Here is a 16,003-nt window from a genome sequence, read left to right as displayed (position 1 = left end):
AGCCTGAAGACGTTGTACTATATGAAAACAATTACTTAAAATTATGAAAATTCTTAAACTGTTCTACTTGGCATTGCTTATATTATCAATGCAAACAACAGCGATTGCGCAAAAGAGCATTACCTTAAGCGGTTATCTTAAAGATGGTGTAAGTGGCGAAAGTCTTACTGGTGCGGTGGTATCTATTGTTGGTATTGCTGCTAAGGCTCCAGCAAATAGTTATGGATTCTATTCATTAAGTATTCGCCCAGGTACATACAAAGTATGGTTCTCTTATGTAGGATATGAGAGGATGGAAATGAATCTTACTTTGAAAAGAGATACTTCTTTAAATATTAATCTAATGCCTGCTTCAAATGTGATGGATGAAGTTATAATTAGCTCAGTTTCAAAACGGGATAATGTAAGCAGACCTGTTAATGTGGCTCCTCTTTCCATGGTTGAAGTAAAACAACTGCCTGCTTTTCTTGGGGAAGCTGATTTAATCCGCTCTTTCCAACTCCTTCCTGGAGTCAGTACAGTTGGTGATGGAGCATCAGGATTTAATGTAAGAGGTGGAGGAGTCGATCAGAACCTTGTTTTGCTTGATGAGGCGCCTCTTTATTTTACTTCACACTTGTTTAACCTCTTTTCTGTTGCCAATCCTGATGCGATAAAAGAGGCTTCTCTATATAAAACCGAGATGCCGGCTAGATTTGGAGGGCGCCTTTCTTCTGTTCTGGATACACGGATGAAGGATGGAAATAATAAAGAATGGAACTTTGCAGGTGGATTAGGGCTTATAGCAAGCCGTTTCACTGCAGAAGGTCCGTTAAAGAAAGATAAAAGTTCTATGATTGTTAGTGCAAGGCGTTCCTATACGGATGTTCTTACCAAACAATCATCAGACCCGAGTATTCGTGATAATTCTATCTATTTTTATGATTTGAGCGCTAAACTGAACTTCGCTTTGTCAGATAATGACCGTCTTTTTGTTTCAGGTTATTTTGGAAAGGATAAAATTGAAGCTGCAAATAGATTTCTTCTTCAGTGGGCAAACGGAACAGGTACAGTTAGATGGAATCATATTTACAGTCCGCGCCTTTTTTCAAATACAAGTCTGATTTATTCAGATTATAAATATCGCTTAGGTGCAATGGAGAATCCTGCAACTAGTTTTAATTGGGATGCATCTATTGTTGATTACACGCTTAAGAACGCCTATAGTTGGTATCAGAATTCAAAAAGTACCGTTTATTTTGGGATAGAAGCTAGTCTTCACGATTTCCGTCCTGGAAAGGCTACACCTCAAAGTGATAATTCCATTTTTAATACTATAGAGATGCCCGGAAATCGTGCTGCTGAATATAGCTTATATTGGGATCATGAATTGGAAATATCTAATGTTTTCTCCGTGGAGTACGGCTTAAGATATACTGCATTTCAAAATCTAGCCAAAGGAACAACTCTAGTGAGTGACTATGAAGGAGTTACTGGTGAACGTAAATTGCCCGTAAATCAAAAGGTTTTTGATGACTGGGCAACCATCAAATGGTACCAAAATTTACAGCCTCGGTTATCCATGAAGATAAAAACAGGGGAAGATGCCTCAATTAAAGCATCTTACAGCCGTACATCTCAAAATCTTCATTTAATTTCGAATACCATTTCGTCAAGTCCACTTGATATTTGGACTCCCAGTTCTTATAATGTTAAACCCGAGACCGCAGATCAGGTATCAACAGGTTATTTCCGCAACTTCTTTAATGATAAATATGAAGCATCGGCAGAGGTTTATTACAGAAAGTTGAATAATCAGATCGATTTTATTGATGGAGCTGAAACCTTATTAAATGAGGATTTGCCAGGCGACATGTTGTTCGGGAAAGGGCGTGCCTATGGTTCGGAGTTTTACCTAAAGAAAAATAGCGGACGACTGAATGGCTGGGTAAGCTATACATTCAGCAAAACGGAAAGACAAATTGAAGGAATTAATAATGCTGCGTTTTATCCGGCTAAGTATGACAAAACACATGCACTTTCTGTGGTTGCGGTATACCAGTTGAAACCAAGAATTCTACTCTCTGGTACCTATAGCTACGCCACCGGAGTGCCCACTACACTACCTGATGGAAGGTTTGAGTTTGATGGCTTGCCGGTTCAGTATAATTCAGGGAATTTTCGAAACAATTACAGGATCCCTGATTACCATCGACTCGACGTATCAGCAACTTTTAAAAAGAAAGTGATACCAGGTCGAAAATTTACAAGTGAATGGGTCGTATCCTTATTTAACGCACTGAACCGTAAAAACGCATTTTCTGTTTACCCCCGTCAGGTTGAAGATCGACCAGCTGATCTGGAAACAATTCGCTTTTCAATGTTTGGATCCGTAATACCATCAGTAACCTGGAATTTTAAATTTTAATACACATACCATGAAAATAGTAAACTTATTAATAGTGATGTTCTTCTCTTCGCTCCTGTTTTCCTCATGCGAAGATACAATAGATTTTAAAACAAATGAAGGTACTCCGGCGCTTGTTGTGGAAGGCTGGCTTACAAATCTTCCCGGAAATCAATATGTTAAATTGTATTTGACAAAAACATTGGCAGAAAAAAACAGCTATCCACCTGTAACTAATGCCACTTTGACCCTTAATGATGACGCTGGTAATAAGGAAGTGCTTAAAGAAGTAAGTCCGGGTAAATATGAAATAGCAAATTTGAAGGGAGTAGAAGGTAGAACGTATACCTTGCGAATACTATGTTCAGAAGGAAGTTATGAAGTAATTTCTAAAATGCCACGGATCTCTATGGCTCCTGATTCTATTCGAATTAAGTACGAAGAAAAATCTATTGTTCATGAAGATGCTGGTTATTATCCATTTATTTACGGACAGGAGCTACCAGGAGAGGGGGACTATATGCTGGTTAAACTTTATCGAAACAATACTTATCTAAATAAAGCAAATGATATTAATTTTTTTTCAGACGAGTTTGTTGATGGGAATTATATTAGCGAAACCGAACTTCAGATAGATACGCCGTTTGTAAAGGATGATGTAATAAAAGCAGAAGTATGGTCACTGACTCGGGGTGCTTTTGACTTTTGGGCTGACTTAAGCACTCAACTTCAGAGTGGTGGGATTTTTGCTTCTCCTCTAACTAATTCACGTGCTAATGTACAAAAGCTGACCGAAAGTTCAAGAAATGTGACAGGCTATTTTGGCACTTCACTAGTGGAATCAGTGGAAAGAAAGGTTGAGTAAGATCTGATAAAATACCACCTCTTGGAAAAGGGAGGTGGTATTTTATTCAGTTAAAAATTCTGATCATCAGCACTTGGGCCATACGAACCGGGGATTGGGATATCCAGTAAACGGAGATATACACCCAGCTGAGCACGGTGATGAATCGTCTGGCTTAGTGCGATACGAATAAGTCCACCCTTTGTTAGTTTCTCTAAAATTTGTTCCCCATTTCTTAAGATCCATTCGGTTGAAAGATCCTCATCCTTGGCATTTTCAAGTTTTGCTTTAGCATTTGCAAAAGAATGTTCAAAGAGATCAAGTAGCTCTTCATTGTTATTCCATGGTGCAGGCGAATAAGGCACTTTTGCAAAGTCCAGTTCATCCGTATCAAAGGCTAAAGGAATCCAGTTGGTTAGATCAGCAATATGTGAGGAAAGCTGTTTGATGGTCATGCTTTTTACATGTGGTTGCCATTCGTATTTATCCGCAGGGATTATTTTCAGCATCTTACGGGTTACTACAGATTCCTGTTCAAGTTCTTCTAAAAAATTTGTTACTATCGACATTTTGTTTTTGTTTATACACAAATAAACAACAGTCCTGTGACAGCCCTATGTCAGCAGTGCTAAATAAAATTAATATTTTTTTTAATGGTATTAAATAATAGCTGTGCTTTTTTCTTAATGGAATCGGGTTGAAGGATAATGGCACAATCTGCGATAGACAGATACCAGCGGCAAAATCCTTCAGGAGATAGAGTCATAAACTTCATTTCTACGCCTTTTGAAGTTTGTTTTTCAGAAACATATCCCTGGTAATATTTTTGTTCACCCAAATGAAATGATGCCTCCTGATCAACAAGAAGGGTAATTTCTATTACTGAATATTCCTTATACTGATCAATGAGGTAGTTTTCCAGACTGATATGAACGTCTTGATAACATTCGTTTGTTATTTCGATACTTTTTATGCGATCAAAGCGAAAATCACGGCAGGCTTTTCTTTCCCTGCAATAAGCAATCAGGTGCCAGTAGTTATCCAGATAAAAAACGCCTATGGGCTCCACTAACCTTAATGTTTGTTCCTGCCGGTAATAGGCGTAATAAGTCATTCGCATCACCTTTTTATCCGCAATAGCTTGCAGTATTATCTGAAGTGGGTTAGCGTGTTCTTTGAACTCAGGATCCCGTTTGCTTTTAATTACTTTTATTCGTGTGTCCAGATCTTCCAGGTAATCCTTGTCGGTTCGTTTAAGCACTGCCCTAATCTTATCCATAGCAAGTGTGTAAGATTTACTGTTTTCCTGATCGGTTAAGGAAATTACCAGTTTCTCTGCTGTAATGAAAGCCGTTGCTTCTTCGCGTGTAAACATAAGAGGAGGGAGGCGATAACCATCAGCAAGGGAATAACCTCTTCCGGCTTCACCAATAATGGGCACTCCGGCTTCTTCGAGTGAACGGATATCCCGGTAAACGGTGCGCAAACTGATTTGGTAACGGTTGGCAACATCCTGCGCCCTTGTGTTTTTACGCGACTGTAACTGAATAAGAATTGCGGAAAGGCGGTCGATCCTGTTCATAGATTTACTCCTCGTTCTTTAGAAATTTTTGATAATTATTCAGTAATGATTCAATTTGCACTTTTGCTACAGGATTGGCTGAATGGACGTTGAACTTTAAGTTTCTGAGATCGAATTCTCTATCATAAACCAACCATTTAGCACAAGCATAACCATCAGGAAGCAGGCATTGTAATTCATCTTCGCCGAGATCATTATCAAAACTAATGAAATCGGGAAGGCCGTTTTCGGATATATAATTTACAAAATCGAGATAGCTTCTTACTATAATAAAATCATGATCGCTGAGGTCTTTATAAACCATATTTACAGATCGTAGGTCATCAAGAAAAAGTTTATATCCCATTTTTGGTAAGTATCGGATTTATTTTGTTTATTCCTAGTTATTAATCCTTTTATAAAAGTTTTTTAGCTTTTTTCTTAATATGCAGATGCCCTGCATACTTTGCTTTCATCATTGTTGCGAATTAAAAATAATGAAAGAATGAAGAAAGCTCTAATTAGCTTTTTAACCTTGCATTGTTTCCAGAGATGTATAAATTGATGATGATAAACAAAGAATACTTAGTTTTAATCTCTTTACTGAATCACTCATTTTCCACCAGATACTTTTCTTTGATAAAATCTTTCAACGCAGTCGGATCATTGCTGCCAATTAAGACTGTTTTCTTCTTGCCATCTAAATAGGATATCTCTACTGCAGATGAGCCCTGGATATTATACAACATTCCTTTGCTGGTGAACCTTATTCCTAAACCATAATACCAAGGCGTATGTACGACCCGAACCTGATAAACTTTTTCAGGTGTAATATTAATATGAATTAACCCTATTCCGAAAATTACGTGAATTCCTGATTGATCTACTTTTACTTGCAATTTATAAAAGCATAAAATGATTAGAATAAATAGTATGGATAAAGCAAGATATGCTGGAAAAGACAAAGGGTTATTGCCTATTTGAGCAAAGTACGCATAAGTTAAATGAACAGGGATTAATAGAAAGATGACCATTATAAACCATCCTATTTGAGTATTTTGATATTTCATAATTTTTATGGATAAATAGCGTAAAAATAAAATCTTTATCTTGTAAATCACTTGTTTATGTTTCTGTTTTAGATAGGGAGAAACAATTAGTAGATCCTGGTAGTTAAGTTAATATACCACAAGCCCGTTTATGCTATCATATTAGCATTCTCCCGACTCTCCCAGTCATTATTGATGCGTTCAAATAGCTGCACCAGATTAATGGACAGGCAGCAAGATGGTTTTATTAAACAAAACGTTTAAAATCATGAATGAAAACAATAAAAACAAACAAGCTTATTTCGTTGGAGGTGGTTTAGGTTCTTTAGCTGGTGCCTTATATTTGATAGAGGATGCTGGATTTAAGGGAGAGAACATTCACATTATAGAAGCCTTGCCTATTCTTGGTGGGAGTAATGATGGTTCTGGCACTAAACAAGATGGTTTTGTATGCCGTGGGGGGAGGATGCTAAATGAGGAGACTTATGAAAATCTTTGGGAGCTGCTTAGCCGGATCCCTTCCTTGAATGTGCCTCATATTTCGGTAAAAGATGAGGTATTGGCATTTGATCATGCTAACCCGACTCATGCTAATGCTCGGCTTATTAATAAAGTAGGTAAAATTCTAGATGTTCATTCGATGGGCTTTGATAACAGGGATCGTTTAAGATTGTTGAAATTGATGCGGATGGATGAGAAAGAGCTTGAGAACCGGACGATCAAGGAGTGGTTTGATGATCATTTCTTCACTACTAACTTTTGGTACATGTGGCAGACGACTTTTGCTTTTCAGAAGTGGTCGAGTCTTCTTGAACTGAAACGGTATATGAACAGAATGATTCGTGAATTTTCACGCATTGAAACTTTAGCAGGTGTGACCAGGACGCCTTATAATCAATATGAATCGATCATATTGCCTATAAAAAAACATTTGGAACAGTTTAATATAGATTATTTGTTGAGGTGTACCGTAACGGATTTAGACTTTATACCGGGGGATGCCATTACAGTCAGCGCCATCCGTTATACGGCTGCAGAGGGGAATTCAGGATCCTTTGTTTTAAAGAAAGGAGATCTTTGTATGGTGACGAATGGCTGTATTACCGATAATGCGAATTTAGGTAATTATCATACTCCGGCCAGGTACTTGCCTAATGAGCCTGTTTCGGGTGTTTTATGGAGTAACATCTCCAGGAAGAAACCTGGCTTGGGAAATCCCGCACCTTTTTTTGGTAAGCCGGATGAAACTAAATGGTACTCTTTCACAGCTACTTTTAAGGATAATAAAATGCTGAAGCTGATAGAGGATTTCTCTAATAATAAACCTGGAAGCGGAGCATTGATGAGTTTCGTCGACTCCAGCTGGCTGATGTCCATTGTTGTTTCTGCGCAACCTCATTTTGCAGCACAACTTGAGGATACTACTATTTTATGGGGATATGGATTGTATCCGGATAAAATAGGAGACTATATTAAAAAACCTATGATTGATTGTACTGGGGAGGAGATTTTGACGGAACTTATCCATCATCTTCATTTTGAGGCTTATGAAACAGAAATCAAGGATACTGTAATCAATGTGATTCCGGTAATGATGCCTTATGTTGATGCTTTGTTTCAGCCCCGAGCTAAGAGTGACAGGCCATTAGTCGTGCCTAAAGGCTCTACTAATCTTGCTTTTCATAGTCAGTTTGTTGAAATTGCAGATGATATGGTGTTTACTGAAGAGTATTCAGTTCGTGCAGCAAAGATAGCAGTTTATACATTATTGGGTATTGATAGAAAAGTCATTCCGGTTACACCACATAATAAAAATCTGGCGGTATTATTAAAAGCGGTATACACGGCGTTTAGATAATTGAGATTGTAAGAAATTGTTGGTTATGATTGAGAGAAGGTTCGAAGAAAATACCTGATGAGCAAGTGCTCATGTTAACCAATTATAAGCCATATTGTGATAAACAAGTATGATTGTCACCCAGGTCATGCTTGACGTACTCCTCGAGGAGGCTTTTTGATCGCTAATGACTGAGCAAAGTTAAATTGTCGCCCAGTACATGCTTAACTCAGTCCTCAAGGGGGTATAAGAGAATTTCAGATCATTAAGCTTTATTTACAACTTTTTTAAACTTTTTTTTAAATATGCAGATACCCTGCATACCTCGCTAGCATCTTTGTTGCTAATCTAAATTAAAAAAAGAATGAAGAAAGTTCTAATTAGCTTTTTAACTGTTGCATTGTTTTTACTTATCTGCGTATTAGTTAATGAATCTACAAATATCAAGAACCCGTCCTACTATTATTTTTTTGCCATACTGTTTTTTTATTGTGTAGGGACGTTGGTAGCTAGAGATATAATCAAAGAGTGACGAGGATCATTTTAAATGTTTTCCTGTGGGCTTCCAGTAATGATATATTTACGGGACTAAATCGGCTAACGATTAGAATTATGCCTAAAAACTTTGATGCCTTATTACGATACCATTCTATAAATACTTGTTTGCAAGAGTATACTCATGGTTGCACCCTCGATTACCTTGCTGAACGATGCACTCAAGATCTGATAGAGAAAGGAGGAAATCCAAATAGGGACACCATAAGTAAGCGTACTATTCAAGAGGATATCAGAAGAATGCGAAGTGATAAACTGGAGTTTAATGCACCTATTGAGGTTAAGAATGGAAAGTATTATTATTCGGATAAGACCTTCAGTATCAATAATGTTTCGTTGACGAATAAGGATATAATCAATGTTTCGGCTGTTGTAAAGATGTTGAAAACATATAAAGGAGCAGTATTTTTTCGTGGAATTGAGTCACTAATAGACCGGTTGGAACAGAAGGTTCATCTAAATAAGTATGAAAAGGTTCAATCTATTGTGGCATTCGAAAATATTCCTGAAAGTTCGGGGAGTGACATTATTGAGCCATTGATGGATGCGATTATTAAAAAACAGGTGATCAAAATTACTTATTTGCGTTTCGGATTGGATCAGACAGAAAGAAATCATCCTTTTCATCCTTACCTACTTAAGGAATATCGTAATCGCTGGTACGTGCTGGGAATGAATGATCAATACAAGGAAATTCAAACCTTTGCTTTAGACAGAATCAGAAATTTTGAGGTGTTAGCTGATATTCAGTATGATGAACAACACAAGCCCGATCCTGATGTATATTTTAAGGATACTATTGGTATTACCATATTCCATAATGCTAAACCTGTAGAAATCAAACTGCGCTTTAACCAATCGAAGCTTCCTTATATTAAAAGTCAACCATTACATGAAAGCCAACTGGTAATAGCGGAAACTGCAAAATATATTATAATAAGGCTTCGACTGACGCTTAACTATGAATTGGAATCGCTAATAATGAGTTTTGCAGATGAAGTAGAGGTGCTTGAACCGGCCTCATTAAGAAAATCGATAAAAAGTAGGATTAAAAAAGCAGGTGTAGTTTTTAATTGAGAGGCGTATTTAATTTAAAGTTGGTATACTTACAATTCAATGATTTTACTTTAAATCTGCTTGAGTCACAAAAAGAGAATACTTCATCTTAAGCTTCTTACTAATCTCTCTTAAATATAAATGAATTCGATCAACACTTTTACTGCAATAGATTTCGAAACTGCTCAAGGAAAAAGGAATAGCATTTGTCAGGTTGGCCTGGTTAGAGTTGAGCAAGGGATAATCACCCGAAAGATCGTGTTATTGGTTAAACCTCCTGATAACTCTTACTCTTACTTCAATACTCAGATTCATGGAATAAGTTCTGAAATGACACGTCATTCCCCTTCTTTTGATCAGATCTGGCCTTCCATAGCTCCCTTCATTTGCAATCAGAATATTGTGGCGCATAATAGTTCATTTGACGTAAGTTGTTTACAGCAAACTTTGATGTATTACCGTTTAGCAATTCCTGGATTTAATTCGTACTGCACCTATAAAATCTATGGACAAAAGTTAAATTTAGTATGTAATAAATATGGAATAAAGCTTCAGCATCATGATGCTTTATCTGACGCTATGGCGTGTGCAGAGTTGTTTATCATTCATAATAAGAAAAATAATATCTTGTCTGGCATACCTCTGTAAAAGATATTTCACATTCTGTCAGAACGGGGAGCCATTGGCTCATTCGTGGGGATTGCTCGTTTTCTGCGTGATATTTTTTTTGATAAAATTTTGTAGTCGGATCATTGCTGCCAATTAAGACCGTTTTGTTCTTGCCATTTAAGTTAAAGATTCCTACTGCTGATGAGCCCTGGATATTATATAGCATTCCTTTGCTTGTGAACCGTATTCCTAAGCCAATTAAGAGGTAATACCAGTTACACAGCATGATAAAAAGATGGCAGCATTATTAAAAGCTGAATATACAATGTTTAAAGGATTAAGAAATATGGGTTGGAAATTTACTTGGATGATTAAATTGAAAGTTTAAAAGAAAACACCTGATGGGCAGGTGCTCATATTAACCAATTATAAACCACATTCATAACTACAAATATGATGCCAATTGCAAATGTTTAGCAAAATGTTGATTTCTTCGCATTTCTTAGCCGCTTTGTTTAAAATGAAGAAATTTTTAGTCTAAATCAAGACGAATCTTAGTACATATTCCTAAATGATATACATCTATCTGTAATCGGGAAATCAAACAAACATTGATATAAATTAACGTGTTGTGCGATTAAAAAGCGAGGGCATATTTAAGCTGATTAATTGGCTTGTTGTTTTTAATATTGATAGACTGTAAGCAAGTAACTGCGGCAAGTTTGGCAAATATTCTCATCGCTAACCCCTTCAAAGATTTAGCATAATTTCTCTTGAGCATGAACTGGTCACATAGCTGAGCGAATAAGGTCTCAATCCTTTTTCTGCATTTCCTAAATACAGGCTCAAATGGCTGTTTGTCTTTTTGATTATTACGCATAGGAGTCTTTAACTGAATTTCAACTGTATTGAATAAATCTAACTGGCTGGTTTTGGATAAATAGCCCCTGTCGCCAATTAGTGTGCAATTATTTAATCCAGAGTGCTTTATGTCATTCAGATAATGGATGTCATGTACGCTTGCTTTACTAATGTCCATAGAGTAGAATACCCCTTTTACAGATTAACCAGATGGAGTTTATATCCAAAATACCAAGCCTTGTTGACTGCGGAATATCCTTTATCAGGAGCCGTATCAAAGTTTTCCCTGCATATCTTAGAGGATTTCTCCCGAACGATTTTACAGATTGGAATAGGAATAGAATCCACAATAAATACATTTTCACCTTCGTTCATTTGCCTGGCCAGGTGTTCATTGAGCTGCTGCAACCAGGGAAAGATTACTTTTCTTCTCCGGTTAAAATTGCAGCGATGTATCAACCGTGGGAATTCAGCTGAATAATCGTGCTTAAGCTTGCCAAACAAGTAATTTTCTGAGTCAATGCCTAAAGCTTCAGCAGTCAACACCAAGGCAATAATCTCACAATCAGATAGTTTTGGTTTTCTGGGATAAAATCGAAAGTTATTGTCCTGATTGATAGAGGATTTAAAAACAGATTTGGTTATTTCTAAAAATTGATTGAAATTAGTCGAAAGGTTGTGCATAAAGAGTAATTTACTTGGTTGTAATTCCTCTTTAAGATACTGATTTTCAGTATTATGCATAACTTTTTTATCCATTTTCTTTTCTTTTTTTTAATCGCACAACACGTTATAAATTAAGTTAATTTAATCAGGGACTTGACCATTATTTAAACATACAGCTTCTTCTTAAACCTTTTTGCCAGGGAGCCTGTAGCAAGATCAAGATCAATGTCAGCTACAATTACTCCTGTTTTGCCGTAAGTTTCGTGGGCTATACAAGTTCCATGAGGGCCAATTAATGAGCTGGCTGATTCAGGGTATTGAAATGCGTAATTAGAACTAGCAAAGTAAATGGTATTTTCTAATGCCCGCATCATCATTGCTTTTTCATAATAAGGATTGTCTTTATTGCCCCACTCTGTAAGTTTTACTCCTTGAATATCGCTACCAGCACAGTGCGGATGAAATACAATTTTAGCCTCACGTTGCGCTGCCCATCTTACCGATTCTGGATATCGAAATCCTGCATGGCAGATTGTAATACCAAATTTAACACCATTGACTTCAAAAATACTGCGTTCAGTACCTGGGATCCATATATTGTCTTCAGTAGGATCCAACTGGTTTTTGGTCTGATAACCTAGTATTTCTCCGGTATTTGAAATGACATGGGCTACATTTAAAAGCCCTTTTGGATGATACCAATCCATAGGTATGATAACAGATATGGAATTTGCAGCAGCCATCTTACGTACTTCATTTAAGGCTGATACTAGCTTTTCTTGTGAATGTTCTTCTACCTTATAGTCTAGCCCTGAATAGCCCGGAATATAGGATTCAGGGAAGCAGATTATTTCAGCTTGTTTGTCGGCTGCTTCAATAATTAGTTTTTCAACCCATTGTAAACCGTCCCAGATAGATTTGGGAAATGGCGGAGATGCTATTGCTACTTTCATAATAGTGTTATTTGCTTGCCTTCATGAATATTCGGCTAAATGAAGTATGCTTTTATTTAAGTACAGAGACGGTTATGTAAGAACTATTAGATGTATCATGGTAAATTCGATGGGTGGCTTTTTGGAAATCCTTAGCTTCTGCCTCGTAGATATTCATAAATTTTTGAGGGTTTCGATCGGCTATTGGGAACCATGAATTTTGAATTTGAATCATGATACTATGTCCTTTTTTAAAGGTATGAGCTACATCGGGCAGTGTGTAATGAACCTTTGTAATTTGTCCGGGTATGAATGCCTCAGGATTTTCGAAACTGTTACGGTATTTACCGCGCATAATTTCTCCGCGAATCAACATTTGATATCCACCCATCACTAAGTCTTTGGGGTTAGGAACGGGATTAGGGGTATCTTCAGGATATACATCAATCAGCTTAACAACATAATCAGCATCTGTACCTGTTGTAGATACTACAAGGTTAGCTAAAACCGGACCGGTTAACGTAATATCTTCTGTTAAGATCGGGGTTTGATAGGTTTTTACGTCCGGACGACGAGCAGCAAAGCGCTGGTCATCGATCATATATTCACGTGTACGTCTTTGTTGTACACCTTCCTGGTAGGGTACGGGGCTCGCTGGATCACTTACATACTCATCCCAACTAGCTGTTCGTGCTTCTTTTTCAAAGCTGAGCATACCATTCGGGTGTAAATATAGGTTTTTGTCTTCTGTATCCTTCGGTGGCCAGGTATTGAACTTTTTCCATTCGTTACTCCCGGTTACAAATATGGTTGCTTCTGCAGGATTAAAATCACCTTGACCTTTTAAGTAATGTTTAAAGAAGGGGAGTTCAAATTTTTCCTGGTAATAGGTGCTTGTTGGCTGACCGAATTCAATATCGCCAAAACTGCTTCCATCGCTGCGTACCCAACCGCCATGAAACCATGGTCCCATAACCAGAATATTGTTGGTGCCTGGGTTTTGTTTCTCGATGGATTTATAGGTAGCGAAAGTTCCGTAAGCATCTTCGGCATCAAAAAAGCCGCCTACAACCATCACGGCTGGTTTAACTTCCGTTAAATAAGGCTGAATATTCCTTGCTTTCCAAAATGTATCCAGATTAGGATGAGCAAACAAATTGTTCCAGAATTGGATGCTATCTGCAAAATACTTTTCCTTCAAGTCTTTAACGCTACCTGATTTGAGAAAAAAACTATAATTATCTGTAATGGAATACTGGAAGCCTTTAGGTCCTTTTTCCACTGTAATGGGCTTTAAACGGGGAACTCCGAACGTAGACATGAAGCCAAAGGCATCGGTTAAAAATAAAACACCATTATGGTGAAAATCATCACCCATGAACCAATCGGTTACTGGGGCTTGCGGGGAAACTGCTTTAAGCGCTGGGTGGGCGTTTGGCAAAGATGCTGTGGAATAAAACCCAGGATAGGAAATGCCGTATATGCCTGCTTTGCCATTATTATTCTTTATGTTTTTAACTAGCCAGTCTATGGTATCATAGGTATCTGAGCTTTCATCAATATCTTTTTTGTTTTTCTTGTTAGCGACCTGAGGCCTGACATCATCGAAATTACCTTCACTCATCCATTTACCTCTGACGTCCTGGTATACAAATATAAATCCTTCCTTCATCATTGCCGGGAAATTACCCAGACTGGTTTTATATTTTCCATCTCCGTAAGGAGCAACGGTATAAGGTGTCCGATTAATTAAAAAAGGATATTTTTTGCTTAGGTCTTTGGGGATATAAATGGATGTGAAAAGTTTGATGCCATCGCGCATAGGGATCTGGCGTTCTGTTTTTGTGTAGTTTTCTCTTACATAAGCTGAATCTGTTTGCTGAGCAGCTAGTTGATAGGAGATAAGGAGCGAAAAAAACAGGATTAAGGTCTTTTTTGTATGCATTTGTATCATGATTTGCTATTAAAATGGCAAATATAAGTTTTGAGTAATAAATATACCCTATTGGATACTAAGTAATCACATTAAAAGGATTGTTTTAATCCTTTTAATGTGATTACTTAGATAAAATAACTTTTTTTGATCCAGATATATAGTTAAAGCCAATCTATTTAAAATATACTGGTTTTAACTGTCAAAGTTCCGCACTAATTGGTCTTCCCTACGATCAAGAATTAATGGTATGTAGTATCCATATTTATTATTGAAGCAGTTTATATCTGCTTGTGTTTCATTCTCCGTAATTAAACAGCAAGATTATAGCCGATCTTTACTTATATCCTTTTAAACGTTAAAAGTGAAAAAAATTCTTGCCAGATATAATTAGTGCAACAGCTATTGCGCTGTATAATAGCATCATTATAATGACTAAGATTCCCAAAAATGTATAGTGCATTCGTAAATATTTAATTGAGATAGATAGATTTTTTGTGTCATGATGAGTAATTGCGAGTTTTGAATACCTAGAAAATTGAAATAAATAATATAATGGGAAAAAGTAAATTACAGCTATTAATAGCATTGGTAGGATTGATAAGGACAAATATTTTCCGTTTGACATTAAACTTGGAATTGTTGTTATTAAAAAAATGATCAACATAATAACTAACATAAATAATCCCAATAAGGATAAAAATTTAGTCCATTTACGTGTTCTTCTTAAATTATCAATGCATACGCTGTCAAAATTAATACCAGTGGGCTCGATTTGATCTGAAGGATTTTCCATACTGTTAAGGTTTAGGTTAAATTGAATTGGGTTTAGATTAAAAACAGTCTAATATAACCAGTTGCGTTTAATTTCCAATTAGAAAATAAATTAAGGGCTATTTCGCTAATAGATTCAATTTGAATGGCCTTACATCACATGCTAAACTTGTTGTAGCAGGGTGGATGATTGTATATTTTTTCTTTATTGAGTTATAAACGCATCAAAAATTAAATCTTATATATTGTGTTTGTGCCAGGCTGCGCTATATGATTATACTGTCAATTGCTCCTCCCGGAATAGAAACAATTCTGATGTGGATAGGTGTGAAGTAGTTTTACTAGAAAAAGTAAGGATTGTTAATTCAGGGAAGGTTTCGCTGAATAGCTTTTTAGAGCATATTACAGAAAGCACAATAATTTTCTGATGAATAATGATTCCTTAATTTTATCTGCGGTTTATTTAAGATAAAGAGTGGTTTGTTTAATTTAAATAAAAGGATAATTTTATTCTTTTCGGTTTTTCTGAATCAATTTCAGAAAAATATTGATCGTAAATAGTTGTTTGTCAAAGTCTAAGTGAAAGTTTTTGTTTATCCTGTTCAAAAGACTGCGAAAAACTTGCAGGACTGGGATAGAATGCGCACTTTTGCAATCCCAAATCGAATGGGGAAAAGCAAAGCGCGAGGCAGAGCGGAAGATGAAGAGAGAAGGAAAGAGGAGCAAAAAAGAAAATCATTTTTTTCTTGCAAATATGAAAAAGCTTCTTACCTTTGCAATCCCAAATCGGGGATAACAAAACGCTGCAAGCGCAAGGCTTAAAGCAAAGTAAATGAAACGTTTGAAACTAAGGATAACCCTTAAGAGAAAACAAAAAGATTGAAATAATTCAAAAGCGTAAAAGCTTAGATTGAAATATAAACAGCCGCACCGCGATGGG

General features: G+C 36.6%; 14 protein-coding genes. 6 read left to right on the top strand and 8 right to left on the bottom strand.

From position 1 onward, the window contains the following. Window positions 1-43 precede the first annotated feature (43 nt). Window positions 44-2,407: a TonB-dependent receptor gene (locus tag BFL47_RS14195; protein WP_069660460.1), complete on the top strand. Its 2,364-nt coding sequence runs from the start codon at window positions 44-46 to the stop codon at window positions 2,405-2,407. 10 nt (window positions 2,408-2,417) lie between these two features. After that, a complete protein-coding gene (locus BFL47_RS14190; RefSeq protein ID WP_069660459.1) occupies window positions 2,418-3,251 on the top strand; it encodes a DUF4249 domain-containing protein in 834 nt (277 codons plus the stop codon). Between the two features lie 50 nt (window positions 3,252-3,301). Here the strand turns inward: BFL47_RS14190 and BFL47_RS14185 are convergent, their stop codons facing one another. The 4 genes from BFL47_RS14185 to BFL47_RS14170 all read right to left on the bottom strand — a co-directional run bounded on the left by BFL47_RS14185 (window position 3,302) and on the right by BFL47_RS14170 (window position 5,861). Further along, window positions 3,302-3,799, bottom strand: coding sequence for a DinB family protein (locus BFL47_RS14185; RefSeq protein ID WP_069660458.1), 498 nt, complete (start codon window positions 3,797-3,799; stop codon window positions 3,302-3,304). Between the two features lie 59 nt (window positions 3,800-3,858). After that, a complete protein-coding gene (locus BFL47_RS14180) occupies window positions 3,859-4,812 on the bottom strand; it encodes a helix-turn-helix transcriptional regulator (RefSeq protein WP_069660457.1) in 954 nt (317 codons plus the stop codon). 4 nt (window positions 4,813-4,816) lie between these two features. Beyond that, complete coding sequence (locus BFL47_RS14175) at window positions 4,817-5,158, bottom strand: cyclic-phosphate processing receiver domain-containing protein (RefSeq protein ID WP_069660456.1); 342 nt, start codon at window positions 5,156-5,158, stop codon at window positions 4,817-4,819. Between the two features lie 241 nt (window positions 5,159-5,399). Beyond that, window positions 5,400-5,861: a hypothetical protein gene (locus tag BFL47_RS14170; protein ID WP_069660455.1), complete on the bottom strand. Its 462-nt coding sequence runs from the start codon at window positions 5,859-5,861 to the stop codon at window positions 5,400-5,402. A 247-nt stretch (window positions 5,862-6,108) separates the two neighbouring features. On the opposite strand from BFL47_RS14170, the gene BFL47_RS14165 reads away from it, so the two are divergent. The 3 genes from BFL47_RS14165 (at window position 6,109) to BFL47_RS14155 (ending at window position 9,936) form a co-directional block, all read left to right on the top strand. Beyond that, complete coding sequence (locus BFL47_RS14165; RefSeq protein WP_069660454.1) at window positions 6,109-7,698, top strand: oleate hydratase; 1,590 nt, start codon at window positions 6,109-6,111, stop codon at window positions 7,696-7,698. Window positions 7,699-8,289: 591 nt separating this feature from the next. Continuing rightward, the gene (locus BFL47_RS14160; RefSeq protein WP_069660453.1) at window positions 8,290-9,309 is read left to right on the top strand and encodes a helix-turn-helix transcriptional regulator; all 1,020 of its coding nucleotides are present in this window, start codon (window positions 8,290-8,292) and stop codon (window positions 9,307-9,309) included. Between the two features lie 120 nt (window positions 9,310-9,429). Beyond that, window positions 9,430-9,936, top strand: a complete 507-nt coding sequence (locus BFL47_RS14155; protein WP_083257195.1) for a 3'-5' exonuclease — start codon at window positions 9,430-9,432, stop codon at window positions 9,934-9,936. A gap of 598 nt (window positions 9,937-10,534) precedes the next feature. On the opposite strand, the gene BFL47_RS20585 is transcribed toward BFL47_RS14155, so the two are convergent. The 4 genes from BFL47_RS20585 to BFL47_RS14140 all read right to left on the bottom strand — a co-directional run bounded on the left by BFL47_RS20585 (window position 10,535) and on the right by BFL47_RS14140 (window position 14,301). After that, on the bottom strand, window positions 10,535-10,936 hold the full coding sequence (locus BFL47_RS20585; RefSeq protein WP_449371656.1) for a transposase: 402 nt from the start codon (window positions 10,934-10,936) through the stop codon (window positions 10,535-10,537). A gap of 17 nt (window positions 10,937-10,953) precedes the next feature. Further along, window positions 10,954-11,517 carry a hypothetical protein gene (locus tag BFL47_RS20580; protein ID WP_449371655.1) on the bottom strand — a complete coding sequence of 188 codons (564 nt, stop codon included), beginning with the start codon at window positions 11,515-11,517 and terminating at the stop codon, window positions 10,954-10,956. A gap of 71 nt (window positions 11,518-11,588) precedes the next feature. Then, entirely contained in the window at window positions 11,589-12,377 is a 789-nt protein-coding gene (locus tag BFL47_RS14145) for a carbon-nitrogen hydrolase family protein (RefSeq protein ID WP_069660452.1), read from the bottom strand. A 52-nt stretch (window positions 12,378-12,429) separates the two neighbouring features. After that, window positions 12,430-14,301, bottom strand: a complete 1,872-nt coding sequence (locus BFL47_RS14140) for a CocE/NonD family hydrolase (protein WP_069660512.1) — start codon at window positions 14,299-14,301, stop codon at window positions 12,430-12,432. A gap of 1,341 nt (window positions 14,302-15,642) precedes the next feature. Between BFL47_RS14140 and BFL47_RS19820 the strand changes: the two genes are divergently transcribed. Continuing rightward, entirely contained in the window at window positions 15,643-15,885 is a 243-nt protein-coding gene (locus BFL47_RS19820) for a hypothetical protein (RefSeq protein WP_170827328.1), read from the top strand. Window positions 15,886-16,003: the final 118 nt, after the last annotated feature.

The sequence above is a fragment of the Arcticibacter eurypsychrophilus genome, from assembly GCF_001730525.1.
Taxonomy (GTDB): domain Bacteria; phylum Bacteroidota; class Bacteroidia; order Sphingobacteriales; family Sphingobacteriaceae; genus Arcticibacter; species Arcticibacter eurypsychrophilus.
Note: the sequence above shows the minus strand (reverse complement) of the source record. Positions and strands in the feature narration are given on the sequence as shown.